This is a genomic window from Nonomuraea monospora (assembly GCF_039531895.1).
GTDB classification, from domain to species: Bacteria; Actinomycetota; Actinomycetes; order Streptosporangiales; family Streptosporangiaceae; genus Nonomuraea; species Nonomuraea monospora.
Map to the genome: position 1 here is coordinate 77,113 of NZ_BAAAQX010000013.1, position 18,985 is coordinate 96,097.

Consider the following 18,985-nt stretch of genomic DNA (forward strand, 5'->3'; position numbering starts at 1 on the left):
CGCCAACCGCTCCCTGGTTGAGACGTCAGCCCGATCGTCGGCGCGGCTCACAGGGCGGTCAACGGCCGAAATTTCAGAACACGGGAATTTCGGCGCTAGTCGTCGAAGTGTTCCTTCAGGATGACGCCGTGCACGCCCGTCGTCCTGTCGACCACCTGCGACACCTCGAAGTTCGTCGCGGCCGACAGGTACGCGTAGGCCACGGCCCGCTCCATCCCCTGGTCGTGCTCCAGGAAGTCGAGGGCGTTGACGACCGCGCGGCGCATCGCCACGTCCAGGTCGTTCACCTGGCCGCCCTGGGAGCCGTCGGGGTCGGACAGGCCGATCGGCAGCCACGCGTCGCGCGTCTCCGCGAACGGGTAGTGGAAGGCCACCGACGGCGCGTCGGACGAGCCCGCCCTGCAGACGGTGAGGCGGAAGGTGGCACGCAGGGAGCCCTCCATCGCGGTCAGCGCCACCTCGCCGCCGCCCATCGCGTGGTGCGGGTCGCCGGTGTAGAACAGCGCGCCCTCCGCGAACACCGGCAGGTAGAAGGTGGCGCCCACGCCGAGGTGGTGGATGTCGATGTTGCCGCCGCCGAGGGTCGGCGGGATGGAGTTGAGCGCCGGGTCGGTCATCCGGCCGGCGGAGGCGAACGCGACGCCCATGATCCCCATGAACGGCCGCAGCGGGAACGTCGCCTCCTTCCGCCCGCCCTTGAGCACGCCGCGGCCCCGGCGCACCGGGGTGAACACGGACACGTTCCCGTACTTCGTCGGATCGCCGGTGGGGCGGCCGTCGGTGGACACGGGCGGCATGACCTCGTCCACGGTGATGCCGTCGGGTGCGGCACCGGACGCCGCCCTGGCCAGCGCGCCCTTGCCGTGGCGGCTGGAGATCACCCCGTACGGGACGCGCGGCAGCAACGACAGCATCTCGACCTTGAGCACGTCGCCGGGGCGCGCGCCGTCCACGTGGATCGGGCCCGTCACGACGTGCGGGCCGTCCACGTCGAAGCTGCGCGGGGTGCGGGAGTAGTCGCGGGCGATCGCGACGGCGTCCTGGAGCACGTCGGCGCGGCGGACGCCGTGGCCGCCGAAGTAGGCGACGGGGTCGCGGCCCTGGTCCTCCAGGATGCCCTCGTGGGAGACCGAGTCGACGGTGACCGTCTCACCCGACCGCATCCGCAGCACGGGCTCGCTGGTCGTGGACGGCACGTAGCCCCATCTGATCTGGTCGGCGGTGGAGCGGAGGTAGTGCTTGCCGTGGATCGGGCCCTTGCCCGGCTGGAGGATCTCGCGAGGCTGGGCCGCCGCCGGGCTCGCCGCCACCGAGGTGGCGCCCGCGCCCGCGCCGAGGGCCGCCGCGACGCGCAGGAAGCTCCGGCGTCCGAGTCTGGTGATCAGGGCGTTCCGTACGTCGGCCGGGGTCTTCATGGGGGCTCCTCACAACGACTCGCTCGTGACCCCCGATCATCGAGTACGGCTGTTGCGCCCTTGTTTCGCCCGGTCTGAAAGGATCGACTTTCGAGTACGACCTATCGGAAGGCCCATCGAGATGGCACCCAACATCGCCACCGCACGTCGGGTCGAGCTGCCCGGCCTGCTCGACTTCCTGCGCCCCCGGCACCACGGCCTGCTGTCCACCACCCGCGCGGACGGACGCCCCCAGCTCTCCCCCGTCTCCTGCGGCGTGGACGCTCGCGACACGATCGTCGTCTCCACCTATCCCGACCGTGCGAAGGCCGTCAACGCCCGCCGCGACGACCGGGTGTCGATCTGCGTGCTGTCCGACGACTGGAACGGGCCGTGGGTGCAGGTGGACGGGCGCGCCGAGGTGCTCGACATGCCGGAGGCGCTGGAAGGGCTGGTCGAGTACTACCGGTGCATCGCCGGTGAGCACCCCGACTGGGACGAGTACCGCGAGGCCATGCGCCGCCAGGACAAGTCGCTGATCCGCATCCACATCGACCGGTGGGGGCCCATCGCGACCGGCGGGTTCCCTGCGCGGCTGGTGAACGGCGACTGAGGCGGATCACACCATGGCCAGGTAGGCGGCCAGTTCCTCGGGCGAGGAGGTGGCGATGCCGACGTAACCGTCCGGCCTGATCAGCGTGTGCCTCGCCTTGTCGCGCGGCTGCGCGGGCACGTACGCGCGCACCTCCGGCCCCCTTTTCGGGACGCGGGGCGCCGGATCAGGGGACAGCAGCGTGAAGTGCGGCCCCCGCAGCAGGTCGAACATGCGCGCCCGCCGCCCGTCCGCCAGCTCGACCGGCCCGTCAGGCACCCGCTCCCCGCCACTCCTGGCCAGGGACCCACCCCGGTAGCTCAGCGAGAGCTGGTAGGTCTCCTCGTCCCGCTTGACCGACTTCTTGTCGTGCAGGCCCGCGCTGAGGCCGAGCACGCCGGCGGCGATCGGCCTGCGCTCCTCCTCGTAGGTGTCCAGCAGCGCCTCCGGCGCGCCCGCCAGCACCCTGGCCAGCTTCCAGCCCAGGTTGTAGGCGTCCTGCACGCCGGTGTTGAGTCCCTGGCCGCCCGCCGGCGGATGCACGTGCGCGGCGTCGCCCGCCAGGAACACGCGGCCGGAACGGTAGCGGTCGGCGAGCCGGATGTTGACCCGGTAGAGCGAGGACCACAGCAGCTCCGTCAGCCGCACGCCGCGCAGCATCGACCGCTCGGCGAACAGCCGCTGGTACCAGGCCAGCGTCCGCTCCGGCTCTGCTCCGGGCCGCAGGGAGGCGAGGAGCTGGAACGTGTCGGTGCCCGCCATCGGGTAGAGCGCCACCATGCCCTTGCCTGGGCGTACCCAGACGTGGATGTGGTCCCTGTCCAGCCCTTCCACGCGGACGTCGGCCAGGGCGCTGCGCTGCTCGTCGCGGGTCTCGCCGGTGAAGGGGATGGCCAGCGCCTTGCGTACGGTGCTCCTGCCGCCGTCCGCTGCGACCAGGTAACGCGCCCGCACCACGCTCTCCCCCACTTTCTCGGAGCCCAGCCGCGCTCTCCCGGAGCCCAGCCCCGCTCTTTCGGAGCTCAGCCTCGTGGTCACCCCGTGCGTGTCCTGTTCGAACGCCGTCAGCGCGACCCCCTGCTCCACCTTCCCGCCCAGCTCCGCCAGCCGCTCGCGCAGCACCGCCTCGGTGCGCCACTGCGGGTGCATCAGCACGGTCGGGTACGGCACCGCGTCCGTCGCGGCGGCCCGCTTGTGCATGCGCGCCTGCCAGATCGGCACCCTGCCGATCCTGACCCGCAGCGGCGGGTACGGCGTGGCCGCGGCCAGGATCGGCGCGATCACCCCGAGGTCGTCGAAGACCTCCTGCGTACGGGGCTGCAGCCCCTTGCCCTTGGAGCCTCCGGAGGGCTCCGGCGCCTGCTCGACGATGCGGCAGGTGACGCCGCGGCGCGCCAGGTCCACGGCGAGGGTGAGGCCGGTGGGGCCGGCGCCGACGATGAGTACGTCCGTGTTGTCGTTCATGCGGCAGACCGTGCCAGGCGGCGCTGCCGGATCGCTGTCAGCGGCTGCCGGGCGCTGTCAGCTCCTCGGCCCCTCAGTCTCATCGCGCCCGGATCACGTCATCCCTCAGCCCTCAGTCGCGCCCGGATCACGTCACCCCTCAGCCCTCAGGCCCATCGCGCCGGATCACGTCACCCCTCAGCTCCCCAGTCCCACAGCGCCTGGAGCACCGGCCCGAGGCGGTGGCCCTGCGGGGTCAGCCGGTAGGAGGTGCGCGGCGGGAAGCCGGGACGGCGGTCCCGGACGAGCACCCCGCTCCTCGCGAGCTGCGCCAGCCGATCCGCCAGCACCTTGTCCGACAGCGCGGGCAGCGCCTGCGCAAGCTCGGTGAACGTACGCTCGCCGCGCAGCAGCTCGCGCACCACCAGCGTCGTCCACCGGCCGCGCAGCGCGGCGAGCGTGACCTCCACCGGGCAGGACGGGGTGGGCGCGGCGACGTCCGCCCGGGGGTCGTCCGGCAGCCCCGGCCGGACGACGTGACCAACCGTTTGGTGAGCCACTGAGGAGCCTCCTAGCGTTGCCGTGTCTCGTTTCTACCTGCTCAGAGGGAGTGATGAACGATGCGTGAGCTTGCCGAGCGCCCGCAGGACGTGCCCGCCGTGTTCGCCGAACGCTTCAACAGCGGCGATCCGGCGGCGGTGGCCGAGGTGTACGAGGGCGGGGCGGTGTTCGTTCCCGACCCGGGCCGCCCCTTGACCGGCGCCGAGGCGCACGCCGCCAACGTGGTGTTCATGCGTCTCGGGGTGCCGATCACCGTACGACCCCGGCACGTCTACACGACGGGCGACCTCGCGCTGCTGATCGTGGACTGGACGATCGAGGGCACGACCCGCGCGGGCGAGCAGGTCCGCATCGAGGGCACCGCCACGGACGTCGCCCGGCGCGGCGAGGACGGCCGCTGGCGGTACGCGATCGACAACCCGTTCGGAACCACCGGCTGAATTGTCAGTGCGACCAGCCATGATGAACCCATGACCGAGACACCCCCCGTCACCACCCTGGCCGACGACACGGCCTACGCCGAGGCCGTCCAGCTCGCCGTCGACTCCTCCGCGGCCTACTACGCCGACGGCACCTCGACGCTCGACGACGACGCCTACGACCGGCTGGTCCGCGGCATCCAGGCGTACGAGGAGGAGCACCCCGAGTCGGTGCTGCCGTCCTCGCCCACCGGGAAGGTGGCGGGCGGGGCGGTCGTGGGCGACGTGCCGCACACGGTGCCCATGCTGAGCCTCGACAACGTGTTCGGCGCCGAGCAGCTCGCCGACTGGGCGGCGGGGGTGGAGCGCAGGCTCGGGCGTCCGGTGACGGTGTGGAGCGTGGAGCCCAAGCTCGACGGGCTGGCGATCTCGGCCCGCTACCGGCACGGCCGCCTGGCGCAGCTCGTCACGCGCGGCGACGGCACCGCCGGTGAGGACGTCTCGCACGCCATCGGCACCGTCGTCGGCCTGCCCGAGCGGCTCGCCGACGCCGTGACGGTGGAGCTGCGCGGCGAGGTCATGATGACGACGTCCCAGTTCGAGGAGGCGTGCGCCAAGCGGCAGGCGCACGACGGCACCACGTTCGCCAACCCGCGCAGCGCCGCCGCGGGCACGCTGCGCGCCCAGGACCGGCCCTACGTGTGCGAGCTGACGTTCTTCGGCTACGGCGCCCTGCCCGCGCCCGGCGACGAGTCCGACCTGGCGGTGCGCCTGCGCGAGCTGCCGCACAGCGAGATCATGGAGTGGGTGGCCGCGCAGGGCGTGCAGACCACGGCCGCCACCCCGGTGGCCGGCATCGTGGCCGAGACGCTCGACCAGGTGCAGGAGCGCGTCGGCGAGATCGCCGCGGCGCGGGCCGAGCTGCCGTTCGGGATCGACGGCATCGTGATCAAGTGCGATCTGGCCGGTGATCAGGCCACGGCGGGCTTCAGCTCGCGGGCGCCACGGTGGGCGGTGGCGTACAAGCTGCCCGCCACCGAGAAGATCACCAAGCTGCTCGACGTGACGTGGAACACCGGCCGCACCGGCGTCATCGCACCCCGCGCCGTGCTGGAGCCCGTGGAGCTCGACGGCAGCATCGTCACCTACGCCACCCTGCACAACGTCGCCGACATCACCCGGCGCGGCCTGATGCTGGGTGACAGCGTCACCGTCTACAAGGCGGGCGACGTCATCCCCAGGGTCGAGGCGCCGGTGGTGCACCTGCGTACCGGCGAGGAGCGGCCGATCCCCATCCCCGAGGTCTGCCCGACCTGCGGAGACGCCATCGACCGCTCGCAGGAGCGGTGGCGGTGCGTGCGCGGTCGCGAATGCCAGGCGATCGTCTCCATCATCTACGCGGTCGGCCGCGACACGCTCGACATCGAGGGCCTGGCGGAGAACCGCATCCGGCAGATGCTCGCAACCGGCCTGATCGCCGACTTCGCCGACCTGTTCTTCCTGACCCGCGAGCAGCTCCTGGGCCTGGAGCGCATGGGCGAGACCAGCACCGACAACCTCCTGGCCGCCATCGAGCGAGCCAAGACGCGGCCCCTGAGCAGGGTGTTCGCGGCGCTCGGCGTGCGCGGCACCGGCCGCTCCATGAGCCGCCGCATCGCCCGCCACTTCGCCACCATGGACGCCGTCCGCGCCGCCGACGCCGAAGCCATCCAGCAGGTGGAGGGCATCGGCCCGGAGAAGGCGCCGGTCGTGGTGGAGGAGCTGGCCGAGCTCGCCCCGCTGATCGACAAGCTGGTACGCGCCGGGGTGAACATGACCGAGCCCGGCGCCACCCCGCCCACCGACGACCCCAAGACGGCCGAGGTCGAGAGCCTGCCTTTGGCCTCGATGTCAGTGGTCGTGACCGGCACCATGACGGGGCCGCTGGCGGCGCTGACGCGCAACGAGGTCAACGAGCTGATCGAGCGTGCCGGCGGCAAGTCGTCCTCCAGCGTCTCCGCGAAGACGTCGATGCTGGTGGCCGGGGAGAAGGCGGGCTCGAAGCGGGCCAAGGCCGAGACGTTAGGGGTGCGGATCGTCAGCCCGGAGGAGTTCGCCGAGCAGGTCAGCGCGTTCCTCTGACGCCCTCGGAGACGCGTTACCCGGTGCGGGCGCCTCACTTGCTGGAGTCGCCTCACTCGGCGGGAGGTGCGTTGCTTAGCGAGCACGCGTCCACTTGGCGTGAGCGCATCACTTACCGTCGGGCGCGTTACATGGCGAGGCGCCTTACTCGCGAGGCCGCCTTGCTGAGCGAAGGCGTCTCACTCGGCGGCGTGCGTTGCTTGGCAAGCACGCGTCCACCTGGCGTGAGCGCATCACTAAACGTCAGGCGCGCGTTGCCTACTTGGCCGGGGTGGAGCGGCGGCGGAGCCAGCCGGCGGCGCGGTGTGCCACCGGTCCCAGCACGCTGACCTCCTTGGTCGCCTTCCTCAACGCCTGCACGGCCTGCTGCGACTCCGCAGTGACCTTCTTCAACTCAGCCGTCGTACGCCGCAGTTCGGCGGTGAGCCGGTCGAGGTCACTCTGGGGCCGCTCGGCCTTCGGCTTCTTGCGCTGGTTGAGCCGGACGAGGTGGCGGTCGCCGAGCACGTCCGTCGTGTGCCACAGATCGGGCCGGGTGGCGAGCCACTCAAGCAGCCGCTCCTGAACGGGCGCCGGATCGCCCCACGTCCCGTACAGCTTGTGCGTGGTGACACAGACCGGCTCCAGCCCGAGTCTGCCGACCGCCTCCCAGACGGCGAGCGCGACGCCGGGCGTGTGCTCGCTGCGGTAGTCGTCGAACGCGACGATCCCGTCCGCCCTGAGCACGGTCCGCGCCGCCAGAACGTCGTCCGCGACCTGCGTGTAAAGGTGGGAGGCGTCCACGTGGACGAAGCGGCAGGCGCCGGCCTTGACGTGGTCGAGGATGATCGACGTCGGCCCGTGCACGATCTCGGGCAGGGTGTCGTGGACGCCGAGGTAGTTCTGCTCGAACCGGTGGCGGGTGAGCGCGCCGTACGACCGGCTGGTCTCGGCGTCGTTGTCGGCATCGGGGGCGTCCGACTCGAACAGGTCGCAGACGGTGAACTTCTCACCCCGGCGTACGTGGCCGCCGATCAGCACGGCGCTCTTGCCGAGGTACGTCCCCATCTCCAGGACGTCACCGGGGGCGTCCTGCTCCGACAGGAACCACTCGAACAGGCGTTGGTCGGCCGGCCAGAACCAGCCGGGGATGCGTTCCAGCGCGGCGATGAGATCTGGTGCTGACATGCCCGGACGCTAACAGCCGCGTTTCACGCCAAAGAAGAGGGTTTGCCGCATGTCCATCGAAAGGTCACCGAAAGTTCGGCCGACCGGGAAGTCGCTCACCCTCATTCCCCAGGCCTCAATTCTGTCGGTCCCGCCGTACATAATCACCCTCAACAACGACGCTCGGAAGGGAGGCGGCGATGGTCAGGCGACCCAGGCGACGGCGCAGGTCGGGCATGCGGGAGCGGCTGTCCCTGCTCGGCCTCGCGTGCGCGTTCACCGTGGCCGCCCTCGTGGCGAAATTCACGGTGGAGAATCCAGTGCGAGCCACGCTCGCCGCCGCGATCCTGATCGCCATCTTCTGCACAGCCTTTTTCCTAAGATATCGGGCCATTCAGGCACACCGCCGACAATTCCTCGCCGCCAACACGGAATTGGCAAAAGTCGACCTGATGACCGGCCCCCAATTCGAGCACCTCATCGCCGAACGCATGATCGCCGACGGCTTCCGCCGGGTGCGGGAAAGAGGCCGCAGCGGTGACGGCGGCGTCGACATCACCGCCGTCGCCCCCGGCGGCACCCCGTACGCCGTCCAGTGCAAGCGCTACAGCCGCACCGTCGGCGCCCCCGACGTGCGCAACTTCCTGGGGGCACTGGCCAACGCCTTCGACGGGCACACGGGCGTTCTCGTCACGTCAGGCCACCTCACCCGACAGGCCCGCACCGAAGCCCTCAACGCCCGCCAACCACTCATCCTCATCGAACGCGACCAACTCGCCGACTGGCTGACCGGCCGAACCAACCTGACACCACAGCGGGCACGGCCCACGCTGGTGGAAGGCGATGAGCCAGCATGACCTCCTCCAGAGGACGACCCAACGCGGCCGACCTCAGGGAACGGGCCAGCGGCGCCGACCTCAGAGGCGAGCCGACGCGACCAACCACAAGCGCGAGCCAACGGGGCCAGCCTCAGGGGCGAGCCGACGCGACCGATCTCGGAGGACGAGCCAGCGCATGATCGGCGTCGCGCGATGAGCCTGCGTGATCGACTTCGGGGTGGCCCCACCGTTAGGGTTGGGCGCTTCGTCCCTTCGCCCCCCGAGGAAGCACCCGTGCTTCGCTACCGCATTGGCCTGATGGTGGTGGCCGTCCTCGCGGTGCTGGTCGCCGCCTCCGGCGTCATCGCCTTCGTGACCGGTGATCCCCGGCTGTCCATATTGTTCGTCCACGCGAGGTTCACCGGGGAGCCTGGCGAGGTGGCCACGGACCACCTCGTGATGCTCGTCCTGGTGGGCCTGGCGCAGGTGTGGGCGCTGTGGCAGATCCTGCCGAAGCGGCACGACGGCGAGAGGAAACCGCGCAGAGACGACGACGGGAGAAACCTGCATAGGGCCGCCGAGGGGATGAACTCGGGCGAGGACGACAGCGGCAGGAACCCCGGAAAGGACGACGACGCGAAGAAGCCAGGCAGGGATGACGACGGGAGGAACCCGGGCAAGCACGGCAGCGGGAGGAACCCGGGCAAGAACAACGACGGGAGCGAGCCAGCCCGGGACAACGGCGAGAGGCAGCCGGGCAAAGGCGACGGCGGCAGGAATCTGGGCTGGGACGAGCGGCTGCTGCGGATCGTGCTGTACGTCTGGATGTTGGGCGTGTTCGCCGACCGCCTCCCGTGGGTGGAACTGCCCGAGGTACTCGTCCAAGCCGCCGCCGTAGTGCTGTTCTTCCGGGTCACGCGCACGGTGGCCCTGGGGTTGCGGCTGGTCGCCCTCGCCATGGGATTGCTGGAGCCGGTCGGGGTGCTGGCCCAGGTGCTGCCCGGGATCGACGGCACCGTTCTCTACGGCGCCCCGCCGGTGAGCGCGGCGTCCTGGCTGATCTGGATCGCGCTGACGCTGGTGACGCAGGCGAAGGACGGCCGATGGCGGCGGGGCACGCTGTGGGCCGGAGCGGTGGCCGCCGCCGGGCCGGTGCTCACGCCGCAGCTCGACTTCCTCTTCATCCGGTCCTTCGTCTGGTTCGAGGGGTCCGCGCTGCTCATCGACGTGTTCATGGTGGTGTGGCTCGGCCGGTCCGCCCGGGAGACCGGCCGCGCACCCAAGCTCGCGATGGGCGCTCGGTCCGGAAGCGCGACAGGCGTCCCGCCCGAGGACGCAACAGGCGCAATGCCCGAAGGCGCGACAGGCGCTCCGCCCGAGGAAGCGGTGGGCGCTCGGGCCGAAGACACGACAGGCGCCCCACCCGAGGAAGCGGTGGGCGCTCGGGCCGAAGACACGACAAGCGCCCCGCCCGAGGACGCAACAGGCGCAATGCCCGAAGGCGCGACAGGCGCAGCATTAAGGGCGTGATGGGCGCCCGGTCCGAGGGCGCGATGGGCACCGCAGCCAAGCGTCCGTTGCGGTGGTGGCCGGTGCAGGGGGTGGCCGTGGTAGTGCCGCTGGTGCCCGCCGCGGTCAACTGCGTCAACGGGGTGTTCACGTGGGTCGGGCCGCGCGGGGCGATCGCGTCCTGGTTCGCCGAGAACGGGTGGTTCGTGCGGCCGCTCTGGCTCTCGCTCGACCTCCTCGCCGGCGTCGGCGGCGCCTCGGGGCTGGTGCTGGCGGCCGTGCTGCTGCGGACGCGGCGGCTCGTGCTGGGCTCGGTGGGGCTGTTGCTGCTCGCGGCGGTGGCCGGGGTGGTGAGCGGGGCGACGACGTGGAACGAGGGAGAGCGGGCGTTCCAAGCTTTCGAGTCCGCGTTCCAGGCCGCGATTTTCCCCGATACGAACGCCGTCGTCCCCGACTACGAGAATGGGGTCGTCGGCCTCGTCCGCCCCTTCGAGAGCCCTCCGTTACGTCACGACGAGGGTGTTCCGCTGCTGTTCAACGCGATGCTGGCGGGTGGGATTGGCATCTCGCCGCTCTGGTACAGCGCCGCCTTCACGGTCTCCGCTCTGCTGCTGCTTCTCGCGTACGGCGGCGGTCGCATGCGTCGCCCGTACCGGACGGTGGTGGCGAGCGTCGTCACGGTGGCGGTGGTGGCGTTCGTGCCTGTGTCGGACCAGCAGCCCGGCCGGTTCACCACGGCGAGCGACTGCGACGACATGAACTTCGATGAGGGCTCAGGCGGGGGCTCCAGCGCAGAATCGGGCTTGAACCCCAACTCGGACGCGGGCGCCAGCGCCGACTCGGGCACAGGCACGAACTCGGACGCGCGCACGAACTCGGACGCGGGCGCGGAGGCGAGCACAGGCACGGACGCGGGCACAGGCACAGGCACGGACGCGGGCGCGGGCGTCGATCCAGGCTGGGGTTCTGGTGTGGGTGCGGGTGAGATGCGGTTTGTCTGTGGGGTGCGGGGCAGCGAGGAGCCGCCGTTCGGCAAGTACATGCCCGACGACCGCCTGATCGCGTACGGGCGGCGGCTCTGCGACGTCTACACCCGAGGCGACCTCGCAGAGGCGGCGGCATTCCGAAGCGCGTACGGCGTCGCGCCCCTTGACCAAGCCGCGTACCTGCAGGACCTCTGCCCGAAGGCCGACGCGGACCTCGACAAGGCAGCCGCCGACGACGAGGCCGAGATGCTGGCGTGGGAGGCCGAGGCGCAGGCCATGTGCGACCGCGCGCCGCGCCATCGGCCGCTGATCGACCCGGTGCGGGCCACCAGGGAGAAGGAGCCGGTCTGGCCCGAGTTCTGGCTGGAGGCGTACGAGAAGGAGGGGATGCCGCAGGACGGGCTGTACGAGCAGGAGGTCGATCTGGTGGCCGTCGCGCCCGGTCATCTGCTCATCGGGGTGGACACCACCTACCGCGTCTGCGTCACCACCGAGACCTATGACCGCCGTCCCCCGGTCGAGACGAAGGGCTGGGATCACGTGGTCGAGATCGGGTACGAGAGCCCGGCGGGCAGGATCGAGCTCATCGACGACTTGTCCGGTGCCGGGCTGCCGGACCTCTCCCTGCGTGGCAGGAAGGGGCACTACCGGATCCGCGTCCACTACGACCCGCCTGACTGGGAGAAGCGGGTGGGGCAGCGGCTGCTCGTCATGGCGTGGCCGGGACGCGGCGACGACAGGGTGGTCCATCGGGCGCCGCAACGCTGAGAGCAGGTACCGCCACCTGGTCTCGGCGAACGCCTCTCCACGCCAAGGCGAGGTGGCGGCACCCACCGCCAGCCTCGGCGCTGGGACCCAGACGGCTATGACGCCGCGAGCTTCGACGCTGGGGGCAGATGGCGAGACCGCCGCCAGCCTCAACGCTGACCGAGATGGCGGTGCTCTTCGCGAGCCGCCGCAACCCCGAGCGCGGTGCCCACCAGGGCGCCTCAGCGCTGGGAGCAGATGGCGGTGTCCACGGCGGCCTCGACCCGCTGCTGGGCGGGAACCGTGGTGGGCAGGTGGGTGACGGCGACGGCGGCGGCGCGGCCGTCCTCGGTGGCGGCGTTGGCGGTGTAGTAGCCGGGGATGGAGCCACCATGCCCCCAAGCGGTCACGCCGCACGACAGCTTCACGCTGCTCACCCCAAGCCCGTACCGCCCCTCGCGGCCGAACTGCGGCGCGGCGACGGTGGTGCGCATCTCCTTGAGCTGGGCGGGCTTGAGCAGCTTGCCGTCGAGGAGCGCGGTGAAGAAGCGGTTCAGGTCGCTGGGCGTGGAGATCATCTGCCCGGCGGTCCAGGCCTGGGACGGGTCGAACTCGGTGACGTCGGTCATCGGCTGCTCGGGGTCGTCGCGGTGGTAGCCGGTGGCGTACGGACGGCGCACCTTCTGATCGCCGTCGCCGGGAAAGTACGTCCGGGTCAGCCCGATCTTCGAGACGGTGCGCCGGGTGATCTCCTCGGCGGCGCGGTGACCGGTGACCTTCTCGATGAGCAGGCCCGCGACGATGTAGTTGGTGTTGGTGTAGGCCCATTTGGCGCCGGGCGCGAACTGGGCCTTCTTGCTGAGCGCGAGGTCGAGGAGCTGCCGAGGCTCGTAGTGCGTGTGGAGGATGGGCAGGATGCCCTCGGCCAGCAGCACGTCGGTGTACTCGGGCAGGCCGCTGGTGTGCTGCAGCAGTTGGCGTACGGTGATGCGGCGTCCGTCGATGCCGTCGCCGCGCAGCAGTCCGGGCAGGTACGTCTCGACGGGGGCGTCCAGCTTGACCTTGCCCTCGCCGACGAGCTGCAGGACGGTCACTGCGGTGAAGGTCTTGGTGTTGCTGCCGATGCGGACGTAAGCGTCAGCGGGCGGCCGTCCCTTCGCCCCGGCGGTGTAGTCACGCAGCCGGCCGCCGCGGGACTGCACGGAGGCGAGGGAGCCGGGGAAACCGTCCTTGGTGACGAGCTCGTTCAGGGTCGCCTGCGTGGACGGGGAGGCGGCGGCGGCCTGCGTGGCGCTGCCGCAGAAGACGGCGAGGACGAGGGCGGAGGCGCCGGACCACCGGCGCAAGCTCGTTTCGATCATGCTTCTAAACTACGGACGGTCATGAGCTGGTAGCGATCCCGTATACGGGACGATCATCGGTAGGGCCAGCCCTACCATTCGGCCGTTCGCCTGAACCGGCGACGCTCCTTACTTCCGGGGGCGCGTCGTGGCCTCCCGGGCGCATCGTGCCTCCCGGGCGCGTAATGCCTGACGGGCGCATTACGTCTCCCGGGCGCGTGACGCCTCTCGGGCGCGTGACGCCTTCCGGGCGCGTGACGCCTTCCGGGCGCGTGACGCCTTCCGGGCGCGTGACGCCTTCCGGGCGCGTGACGCCTTCCGGGCGCGTGACGCCTTCCGGGCGCGTTATGCCTCCCGGGCGCGTAGGAACGCTTCCAGTGCGGCGCGGACGGCGGCGCGGGTCGGGTCCAGTGCGATCCCGTGCTCCCACAGCAGCTTCCCCGCCACCCCCGACCTGTCGTGCAGCAGCCCGAGCAGCATGTGCTCGGTGCCGATGTAGTTGTGCCGCAGCTCCGCCGTCTCGGTCAGCGCGGCAGTGAGGGCGCGGCGCGCGTCCGCTCCGACCGACAGCGCGGCCGGTGACCCGGGCCCGGTGGGCAGGCGACGTTCCAGTCCTTCGCGTACGGCGGCCGGGTCGGCGTCCTGGGCGGCGATGGCGCGCACGGCCAGCGTGTCCGGGTCGTCGAGGATGCCGAGCAGCACGTGACCGGCCTCGATGGACGGACGGCCGAGGCGGCGGGCGTGCGCCTCCGCCCGTTCGAGCGTCTCCTTGGCCCGCCCCGTGTAGCGCTCGAACGCCCCCGACTTGGCCAGGTCGGCGATGGTGAGGCTGGACCAGCGCCGCCCGTAGCGCTGCTGGGCCGCCTGGCGGCTGATGCCGAGATGGTCGCCGATGTCCGCCCAGGAGCAGCCCTCGGCGCGGGCCAGCTCGACCAGGTAGCCGAGCAGGCGATCGCCGACTTTCTCCAGGTCGGACAGGACACCTTCGGCCACCGTGAGCCGGCTCAGGTGGTCGGTGTCGTCCGCGCTGCGCTCTTCGACGATCGACAGCAGGTCGGCGAGGTCGGGTAGCTGTGGCACCGTACCATTATGACTGTCAACGATTGTCTTGACACTTTCGAAGTGTCAATGCGAGCCTTGACGCATGGACATCAGCACGTTGGGAGAGGCACTCGACACGTTCGTGCCCGAGATCATGGAGCACTGCGGCACGCCCGGCTTGTCGATCGCGGTGGGCGCCGGCACGGAGGTGGCGCTGACCCGCGCGTACGGAGTCGCCGACCTCGCCACCGGCCGCCCGATGACGGCGGACACGGTCGCGCCCACCGGATCGGACTGCAAGCCGTACACCGGGGTCGCCGCCCTCCAGCTCGTCGAACGCGGCGTGATCGGGCTGGACGAGCCGATCGACCCGTACGTCCGCGTCGTCAACCCGTACGGACAGCGGCCCATCACCCTGCGGGACCTGCTCACCCACCGCAGCGGGCTCGGCGTCGGCATGGGCAACTTCGACCGGGTGCCGCCCCCGCCGCTGGGCGAGCACCTGCGGCGGGTGCTCGAAGCGGAACGGTCCGACGCGTACGGGGGCACGATGGTCCCGTTCTGGGCCGGGCCCGTGGGAGCCGCCTACCAGTACAGCAACGTGGGGATCGCCCTGGTCGGGCACCTCGTCGAGCTGCTCAACCCGGATGGGGTGACGTTCTCGGAGTGGGTGGGGCGGCACGTGTTCGAGCCGCTGGGGATGGGGTCGACCGTGTTCCCCCGGGCGCAGCATCCCGACTTCGTGCCGGCCGAGCTGCTGGCGCGCCGCTCCACCGGGTACGCGACCCTGCCGGGGCTGCGGCTGCCGTTGCCGACGTTGTATCCGGGTGACTATCCGGCGGGGTCGGCGTTGAGCACGCCCTCCGACCATGCCCGGTTCGTGCTGGCGATGCTCAACGGCGGGGCTCCGGTGCTGTCCCGGGAGCTGGCGACGCAGATGATCACGGCGCAGGCGTCCGGGGGCACCCTGGCTGGGCCCCGGCCGGACCTGGCTGTGGGGCTGGTGTTCAACGTGTTCGGCGGGGAGCATCCGTACGTCGGGCATGGCGGCGAGTACCCGTGGGGGTGGACGCACTTCACGCGGGGGTGGACCGAGGATCGGGTGGCGCTGGTGATCTCCGCCAACCAGCTTGATCTGGGTGACTTCGGGCTGTCCGATCGGCCCGGCCACGCTGCCGCCCGGATGGTCGCCGAGATCGTCACCGCCTGGGTGCACGGGGCCGATCCCCGGCCTCGGCGTAGCCCTGCCGCTGGGCGGAGTTACCTGGCGGGGCTGATGGTCGGTGATCGGCTGACTACTCGGCTCGGGATCGCGTCGCAGCCTTCTGAGGAGGACGTGGCGCGGATCTGCGCGGGGGCTGAAGTGGCGTTGCCGTGGGATGTGGAGGCGTTCCGGGCGGGGGTGAGGGAAGTGCGGCTGACTGCTTCGCCGCTGGTGGACAACGTGGCGACTGTGCGGCGGGAGTTCGTGGGGCATGAGCTGGCGTTGGTGGCGGGGCAGTTGGGGGTGCCTGGCTTGGCGACGCAACTGGCGAACAGCCCGGCTCCGCAGGCGGGCGCAGGAGAGCGGGTGGCGCAAGATGCCGCGTCACAGGCGGGCGCAGGCGCGCAGGCGGCGCAAGACGCCGCGTCACAGGCGGGCGCAGGCGCGCAGGCGACGGAAGGTGACGCGTCGCGGGTGGCCAAGCAGTGAGCGGCGGAGACACGCGGATCGTCCTGGAGGCGCTGTCGATCGCCGTGTCAGCGGGCGTCCCGACGCTGTTGTGGGGCAGCCCCGGCACCGGCAAGACCTCAGCCGTCGTAGCCCTCGCCGACTCCCTGAACTGGCCCATCGAGGTCGTCATAGGCTCGATCAGAGAGCCGAGCGACTTCGCGGGCCTGCCGGTGATCTCCGACGGCACCGTCCGGCTGACCCCTCCCGCCTGGGCTCAGCGCCTGGCCACGGCCGGGCACGGGCTGCTCTTCCTGGACGAGCTGACGACCGCTCCCCCGGCCGTCCAGGCGGCGATGTTGCGGGTAGTGCTGGAGCGGGTGGTCGGCGACGTACGGCTGCCGGACAAGGTGCAGGTGGTCGCCGCCGCCAACCCGCCCGAGGAGGCGGCCGACGGGTGGGATCTGGCGCCGCCGCTGGCCAACCGGCTCGTTCATCTGAACTGGCCGGTGGACGGCAGGCAGATCGCACGGGGGCTGGCCGTGGGTTTCCCCGCGCCGTCACTGTCGGGGTTCGCGCAGCCGCCATCCCGGGAGCAGGTGGTGGAGGCGCGGGCGACGGTGGCGGCGTTCCTGGAGGTCAGGCCCACGCTGGCACTGCGGGTCCCGTCGAACGGCGGCACCGCGACCGGCGCAGGCAGTCAGGGGTGGCCCAGCCCTCGTTCCTGGGAGGCGACGGCCAAGCTCATGGCCGCCTGCAAAGCCGCAGGTGCCGCAGCCGAGGTCCTGGCCGTCCTGGTGACAGGGGCCGTGGGTGAGGGAGCGGCCCTGGAGTTCCTGTCCTGGCTGGAGCACCTGGACCTGCCGGACCCCACGGCGGTGCTCGCGAACCCGGACGCGTTCGACCTCCCCCACCGCAGCGACCGCGCCTTCGCCGTCCTCACCTCAGTGGTGGCGGTGGCGGTGTCCGCCGGGGACGCGGACCGGTGGGACGCCGCCTGGCGGGTGATCGCCAAGGCCGCCCGTACCGCACCGGACGTGGCCTCCCTCGCCGCCCGCACCCTGGCAGGCCACCGCCCGCCGGGCGCCGCGATCCCGTCCGCGCTGCTGGAGCTCACCCCGATCCTGCGCGCGGCAGGACTGCTCGGTGACTAGCTCGGACGGGGTGCCGCAGTGACCAGCCCCGAGCTGTGGCAGAAGTGGTCGGCGGCCCGCGTGTGGGCGGCTCACCATGCCCCCTACCTCGCGAGCGCCCTCCTCTCCCTCCACCCCGTCATGATCACCGACGCTGCCGCCGACCTGCGCCGCTTCCCCACCGACCAGCGCTGGCACGTGTACGTAGGCGCCGAGGAGCTGGCCCGCCAGACCGTCCCCGAGGTCGGCTTCTGGCTCATCCACCAGGTGACGCACCTGCTACGGGAGCACGCCCGCCGCTACCCGGGCATGTCCGCCCCCGAGGAGCAACGCACCTGGAACCTGGCCGCCGACGCCGAGATCAACGACGACCTCACCGCCCGCCCACCCGACGCGACCACTCCAGCCCGTCTCGGCCTCCCGGACGGCTGCACCGCCGAACAGTACTGGCACGCCTTGCAAGAGACACGAGACACCCCAGGGGACTGCGGCAGCGGGTGCGACGGCCTGCCCCGTGCATGGGACCACGACCTGCCCGGCCTCTCCCCCACCGCCGCCCGCCTGACCGCGCTCGACACCGCCCGCAGGATCCGCGAACGCCTGAACGCCCAGGACGACGTCCCGGCGGGTTGGCTCCGCTGGGCAGGCGAGGTGCTCGAACCGGCCGTGAGCTGGCGCCGCCACCTGTCCGCCAAGGTGCGCCACGGCCTCGCCCAGGCGGCGGGCCGCGTGGACTACACCTACCGCCGCCCGTCGCGCAGGGCCGCCGCGCTGCCCGGCGTCGTCCTGCCGAGCCTGCGCCGTCCTCTGCCCTCGGTGACCGTGCTGATCGACACCTCGGGCTCCATCACCGAAGCCATGCTGGCTCAGGCGCTGGCCGAGGTCACCGGGGTGCTGCGGGCCGTCGGGATCGGCAGGCGGCTCCTCGCGGTGATCACGTGCGACGCGCGCGCGTACCGTCCGCAGAACATCGGCCGCGTCTCGGACGTGCGGCTGGACGGCGGCGGCGGCACCGACCTGCGAGCAGGCTTCGCCGCCGCCCTGGCCAGACGCCCGCCGCCAGATTTGATCATCGCGCTCACCGACGGCCGCACCCCGTGGCCGCACCGCCCGCCCGCCACCCGGGTCATCGTCGCCCTGCTCGACGCGACGGGGCAGGCGCCCGAGTGGGCGGAGACCGTACAGGTGGAAGGAGCATCATGACGTTCGACCCGGCCCCGTACGAGGCCGCCGGCATCCCGCCCGCCGAGGCGCGCCGCTGGTGGACCTGGCGGCTGTCCCCCGCCCAGGCCGTCACCTGGCGGCGGGCCGGCATCGCCGACCCCGCCGAGGCCACCCAGTGGACCACCGCCCAGGTCACCCCCGGCGCGGTCGGCAGGTGCCTGTCCGCGGGGCTGACCGCCGCCGAGGCGCTGCTCTGGCACGAGTACGAGTTCGGCCTCGACGACGCCATCGCCCTCAAGCGCCAGGGCCACACCCCGGACCAGGCCTACGACCTCAAGCACGGCCGCAAGCCCCGCAGCCTCGACGACCCCACGGCTCCGGGGGACGCGTTCACCAGCCTGATGGCGTTCGCGGGCGGCGGCGATCCCCGCGACAGGGCCCAGCGGTTCATCGCCCGCCTGGGGAACATCGACGCCCTGGTCATCTACAGCTACTGCGGCGCGGACTGGGTGGACGACGAGGCCGCCGCCTGGGCCCGCCAGAACGTGGACGCCCCGACCGCCCGCATGTGGCAGGAGCTGGGGCTACGGCCCGGTGAGGCCAGGCGTTACATCCAGCGCGGCCTCACCCCGATGGGGGTCGCCAGGGCGTGGTGGCAGGCCGGCATCCCGTTCGAGGAGACGGCGTCTTGGGCGGGGGCGGGCCTGACCCCGGAGGAGGCCGTCGCCCAGCGCGCCAAAGGCGTCACCGCCGAACAAGCCGAAACCCTCCGCACCCTCCGCGACGACCGCTGACACCCCACCACACCCCACCGCCTACCCTGCACTCCGCACCGCGCTCGGCCGGGTTGGGCCGCGCCGGGTGGCTCTGGAGCGGGCCGCGCTGGACAGGACCACGCCGAGCCTGGCCATGCCGGGCCG

The 18,985-nt window shown here is 71.8% G+C and carries 16 protein-coding genes; 10 read left to right on the plus strand and 6 right to left on the minus strand.

The features are described 5' to 3' along the window. Positions 1-95 precede the first annotated feature (95 nt). Positions 96-1,415, minus strand: coding sequence for an acetamidase/formamidase family protein (locus tag ABD331_RS25375; protein ID WP_344479316.1), 1,320 nt, complete (start codon positions 1,413-1,415; stop codon positions 96-98). Positions 1,416-1,536: 121 nt separating this feature from the next. On the opposite strand from ABD331_RS25375, the gene ABD331_RS25380 reads away from it, so the two are divergent. Continuing rightward, positions 1,537-2,007: a PPOX class F420-dependent oxidoreductase gene (locus ABD331_RS25380; RefSeq protein ID WP_344479317.1), complete on the plus strand. Its 471-nt coding sequence runs from the start codon at positions 1,537-1,539 to the stop codon at positions 2,005-2,007. A 6-nt stretch (positions 2,008-2,013) separates the two neighbouring features. Here ABD331_RS25380 and ABD331_RS25385 read toward each other — a convergent pair whose 3' ends face one another. Both ABD331_RS25385 and ABD331_RS25390 read right to left on the minus strand, forming a co-directional pair. After that, positions 2,014-3,450: an FAD-dependent oxidoreductase gene (locus tag ABD331_RS25385; RefSeq protein ID WP_344479320.1), complete on the minus strand. Its 1,437-nt coding sequence runs from the start codon at positions 3,448-3,450 to the stop codon at positions 2,014-2,016. Between the two features lie 170 nt (positions 3,451-3,620). After that, complete coding sequence (locus ABD331_RS25390) at positions 3,621-3,989, minus strand: winged helix-turn-helix transcriptional regulator (RefSeq protein WP_344479323.1); 369 nt, start codon at positions 3,987-3,989, stop codon at positions 3,621-3,623. Between the two features lie 60 nt (positions 3,990-4,049). Between ABD331_RS25390 and ABD331_RS25395 the strand changes: the two genes are divergently transcribed. Then, the gene (locus ABD331_RS25395; RefSeq protein WP_344479324.1) at positions 4,050-4,430 is read left to right on the plus strand and encodes a YybH family protein; all 381 of its coding nucleotides are present in this window, start codon (positions 4,050-4,052) and stop codon (positions 4,428-4,430) included. 30 nt (positions 4,431-4,460) lie between these two features. Continuing rightward, a complete protein-coding gene (gene ligA, locus ABD331_RS25400; RefSeq protein ID WP_344479327.1) occupies positions 4,461-6,530 on the plus strand; it encodes an NAD-dependent DNA ligase LigA in 2,070 nt (689 codons plus the stop codon). 258 nt (positions 6,531-6,788) lie between these two features. Here ligA and ABD331_RS25405 read toward each other — a convergent pair whose 3' ends face one another. Continuing rightward, complete coding sequence (locus ABD331_RS25405) at positions 6,789-7,697, minus strand: class I SAM-dependent methyltransferase (RefSeq protein WP_344479330.1); 909 nt, start codon at positions 7,695-7,697, stop codon at positions 6,789-6,791. A 215-nt stretch (positions 7,698-7,912) separates the two neighbouring features. On the opposite strand from ABD331_RS25405, the gene ABD331_RS25410 reads away from it, so the two are divergent. The 3 genes from ABD331_RS25410 to ABD331_RS25420 all read left to right on the plus strand — a co-directional run bounded on the left by ABD331_RS25410 (position 7,913) and on the right by ABD331_RS25420 (position 11,757). Further along, complete coding sequence (locus ABD331_RS25410) at positions 7,913-8,533, plus strand: restriction endonuclease (RefSeq protein ID WP_344479332.1); 621 nt, start codon at positions 7,913-7,915, stop codon at positions 8,531-8,533. Between the two features lie 255 nt (positions 8,534-8,788). Further along, complete coding sequence (locus tag ABD331_RS25415; RefSeq protein WP_344479334.1) at positions 8,789-10,024, plus strand: hypothetical protein; 1,236 nt, start codon at positions 8,789-8,791, stop codon at positions 10,022-10,024. Beyond that, entirely contained in the window at positions 10,021-11,757 is a 1,737-nt protein-coding gene (locus ABD331_RS25420; RefSeq protein ID WP_344479336.1) for a hypothetical protein, read from the plus strand. The genes ABD331_RS25415 and ABD331_RS25420 overlap by 4 nt, the downstream gene beginning before the upstream one ends. Positions 11,758-11,978: 221 nt before the next feature. Here ABD331_RS25420 and ABD331_RS25425 read toward each other — a convergent pair whose 3' ends face one another. Both ABD331_RS25425 and ABD331_RS25430 read right to left on the minus strand, forming a co-directional pair. After that, positions 11,979-13,097 (minus strand): serine hydrolase domain-containing protein, encoded by a 1,119-nt coding sequence (locus tag ABD331_RS25425; RefSeq protein ID WP_344479338.1) that lies wholly within the window; start codon positions 13,095-13,097, stop codon positions 11,979-11,981. A gap of 324 nt (positions 13,098-13,421) precedes the next feature. Beyond that, positions 13,422-14,156, minus strand: coding sequence for a Clp protease N-terminal domain-containing protein (locus ABD331_RS25430; RefSeq protein WP_344479342.1), 735 nt, complete (start codon positions 14,154-14,156; stop codon positions 13,422-13,424). Between the two features lie 64 nt (positions 14,157-14,220). Between ABD331_RS25430 and ABD331_RS25435 the strand changes: the two genes are divergently transcribed. From ABD331_RS25435 to ABD331_RS25450, 4 genes are read left to right on the plus strand one after another with little or no spacing between them, the layout of a single operon-like run. After that, positions 14,221-15,810, plus strand: a complete 1,590-nt coding sequence (locus tag ABD331_RS25435; protein WP_344479344.1) for a serine hydrolase domain-containing protein — start codon at positions 14,221-14,223, stop codon at positions 15,808-15,810. Continuing rightward, complete coding sequence (locus tag ABD331_RS25440) at positions 15,807-16,922, plus strand: AAA family ATPase (protein ID WP_344479347.1); 1,116 nt, start codon at positions 15,807-15,809, stop codon at positions 16,920-16,922. The genes ABD331_RS25435 and ABD331_RS25440 overlap by 4 nt, the downstream gene beginning before the upstream one ends. An 18-nt stretch (positions 16,923-16,940) precedes the next feature. Next, positions 16,941-18,104: a vWA domain-containing protein gene (locus ABD331_RS25445; RefSeq protein ID WP_344479349.1), complete on the plus strand. Its 1,164-nt coding sequence runs from the start codon at positions 16,941-16,943 to the stop codon at positions 18,102-18,104. Continuing rightward, positions 18,101-18,859, plus strand: coding sequence for a hypothetical protein (locus tag ABD331_RS25450; RefSeq protein WP_344479352.1), 759 nt, complete (start codon positions 18,101-18,103; stop codon positions 18,857-18,859). Before ABD331_RS25445 ends, ABD331_RS25450 begins: the two co-directional genes overlap by 4 nt. The last annotated feature ends 126 nt before the right edge of the window (positions 18,860-18,985 follow it).

What these genes read in the sequence shown, in the direction of transcription:
- ABD331_RS25375 (WP_344479316.1), bottom strand. Translation starts at nt 1,415, where the DNA reads ATGAAGACCCCGGCCGACGTACGGAACGCCCTGATCACCAGACTCGGA.
- ABD331_RS25380 (WP_344479317.1), top strand. Translation starts at nt 1,537, where the DNA reads ATGGCACCCAACATCGCCACCGCACGTCGGGTCGAGCTGCCCGGCCTG.
- ABD331_RS25385 (WP_344479320.1), bottom strand. Translation starts at nt 3,450, where the DNA reads ATGAACGACAACACGGACGTACTCATCGTCGGCGCCGGCCCCACCGGC.
- ABD331_RS25395 (WP_344479324.1), top strand. Translation starts at nt 4,050, where the DNA reads ATGCGTGAGCTTGCCGAGCGCCCGCAGGACGTGCCCGCCGTGTTCGCC.
- ligA (WP_344479327.1), top strand. Translation starts at nt 4,461, where the DNA reads ATGACCGAGACACCCCCCGTCACCACCCTGGCCGACGACACGGCCTAC.
- ABD331_RS25405 (WP_344479330.1), bottom strand. Translation starts at nt 7,697, where the DNA reads ATGTCAGCACCAGATCTCATCGCCGCGCTGGAACGCATCCCCGGCTGG.
- ABD331_RS25410 (WP_344479332.1), top strand. Translation starts at nt 7,913, where the DNA reads ATGCGGGAGCGGCTGTCCCTGCTCGGCCTCGCGTGCGCGTTCACCGTG.
- ABD331_RS25425 (WP_344479338.1), bottom strand. Translation starts at nt 13,097, where the DNA reads ATGATCGAAACGAGCTTGCGCCGGTGGTCCGGCGCCTCCGCCCTCGTC.
- ABD331_RS25435 (WP_344479344.1), top strand. Translation starts at nt 14,221, where the DNA reads ATGGACATCAGCACGTTGGGAGAGGCACTCGACACGTTCGTGCCCGAG.
- ABD331_RS25450 (WP_344479352.1), top strand. Translation starts at nt 18,101, where the DNA reads ATGACGTTCGACCCGGCCCCGTACGAGGCCGCCGGCATCCCGCCCGCC.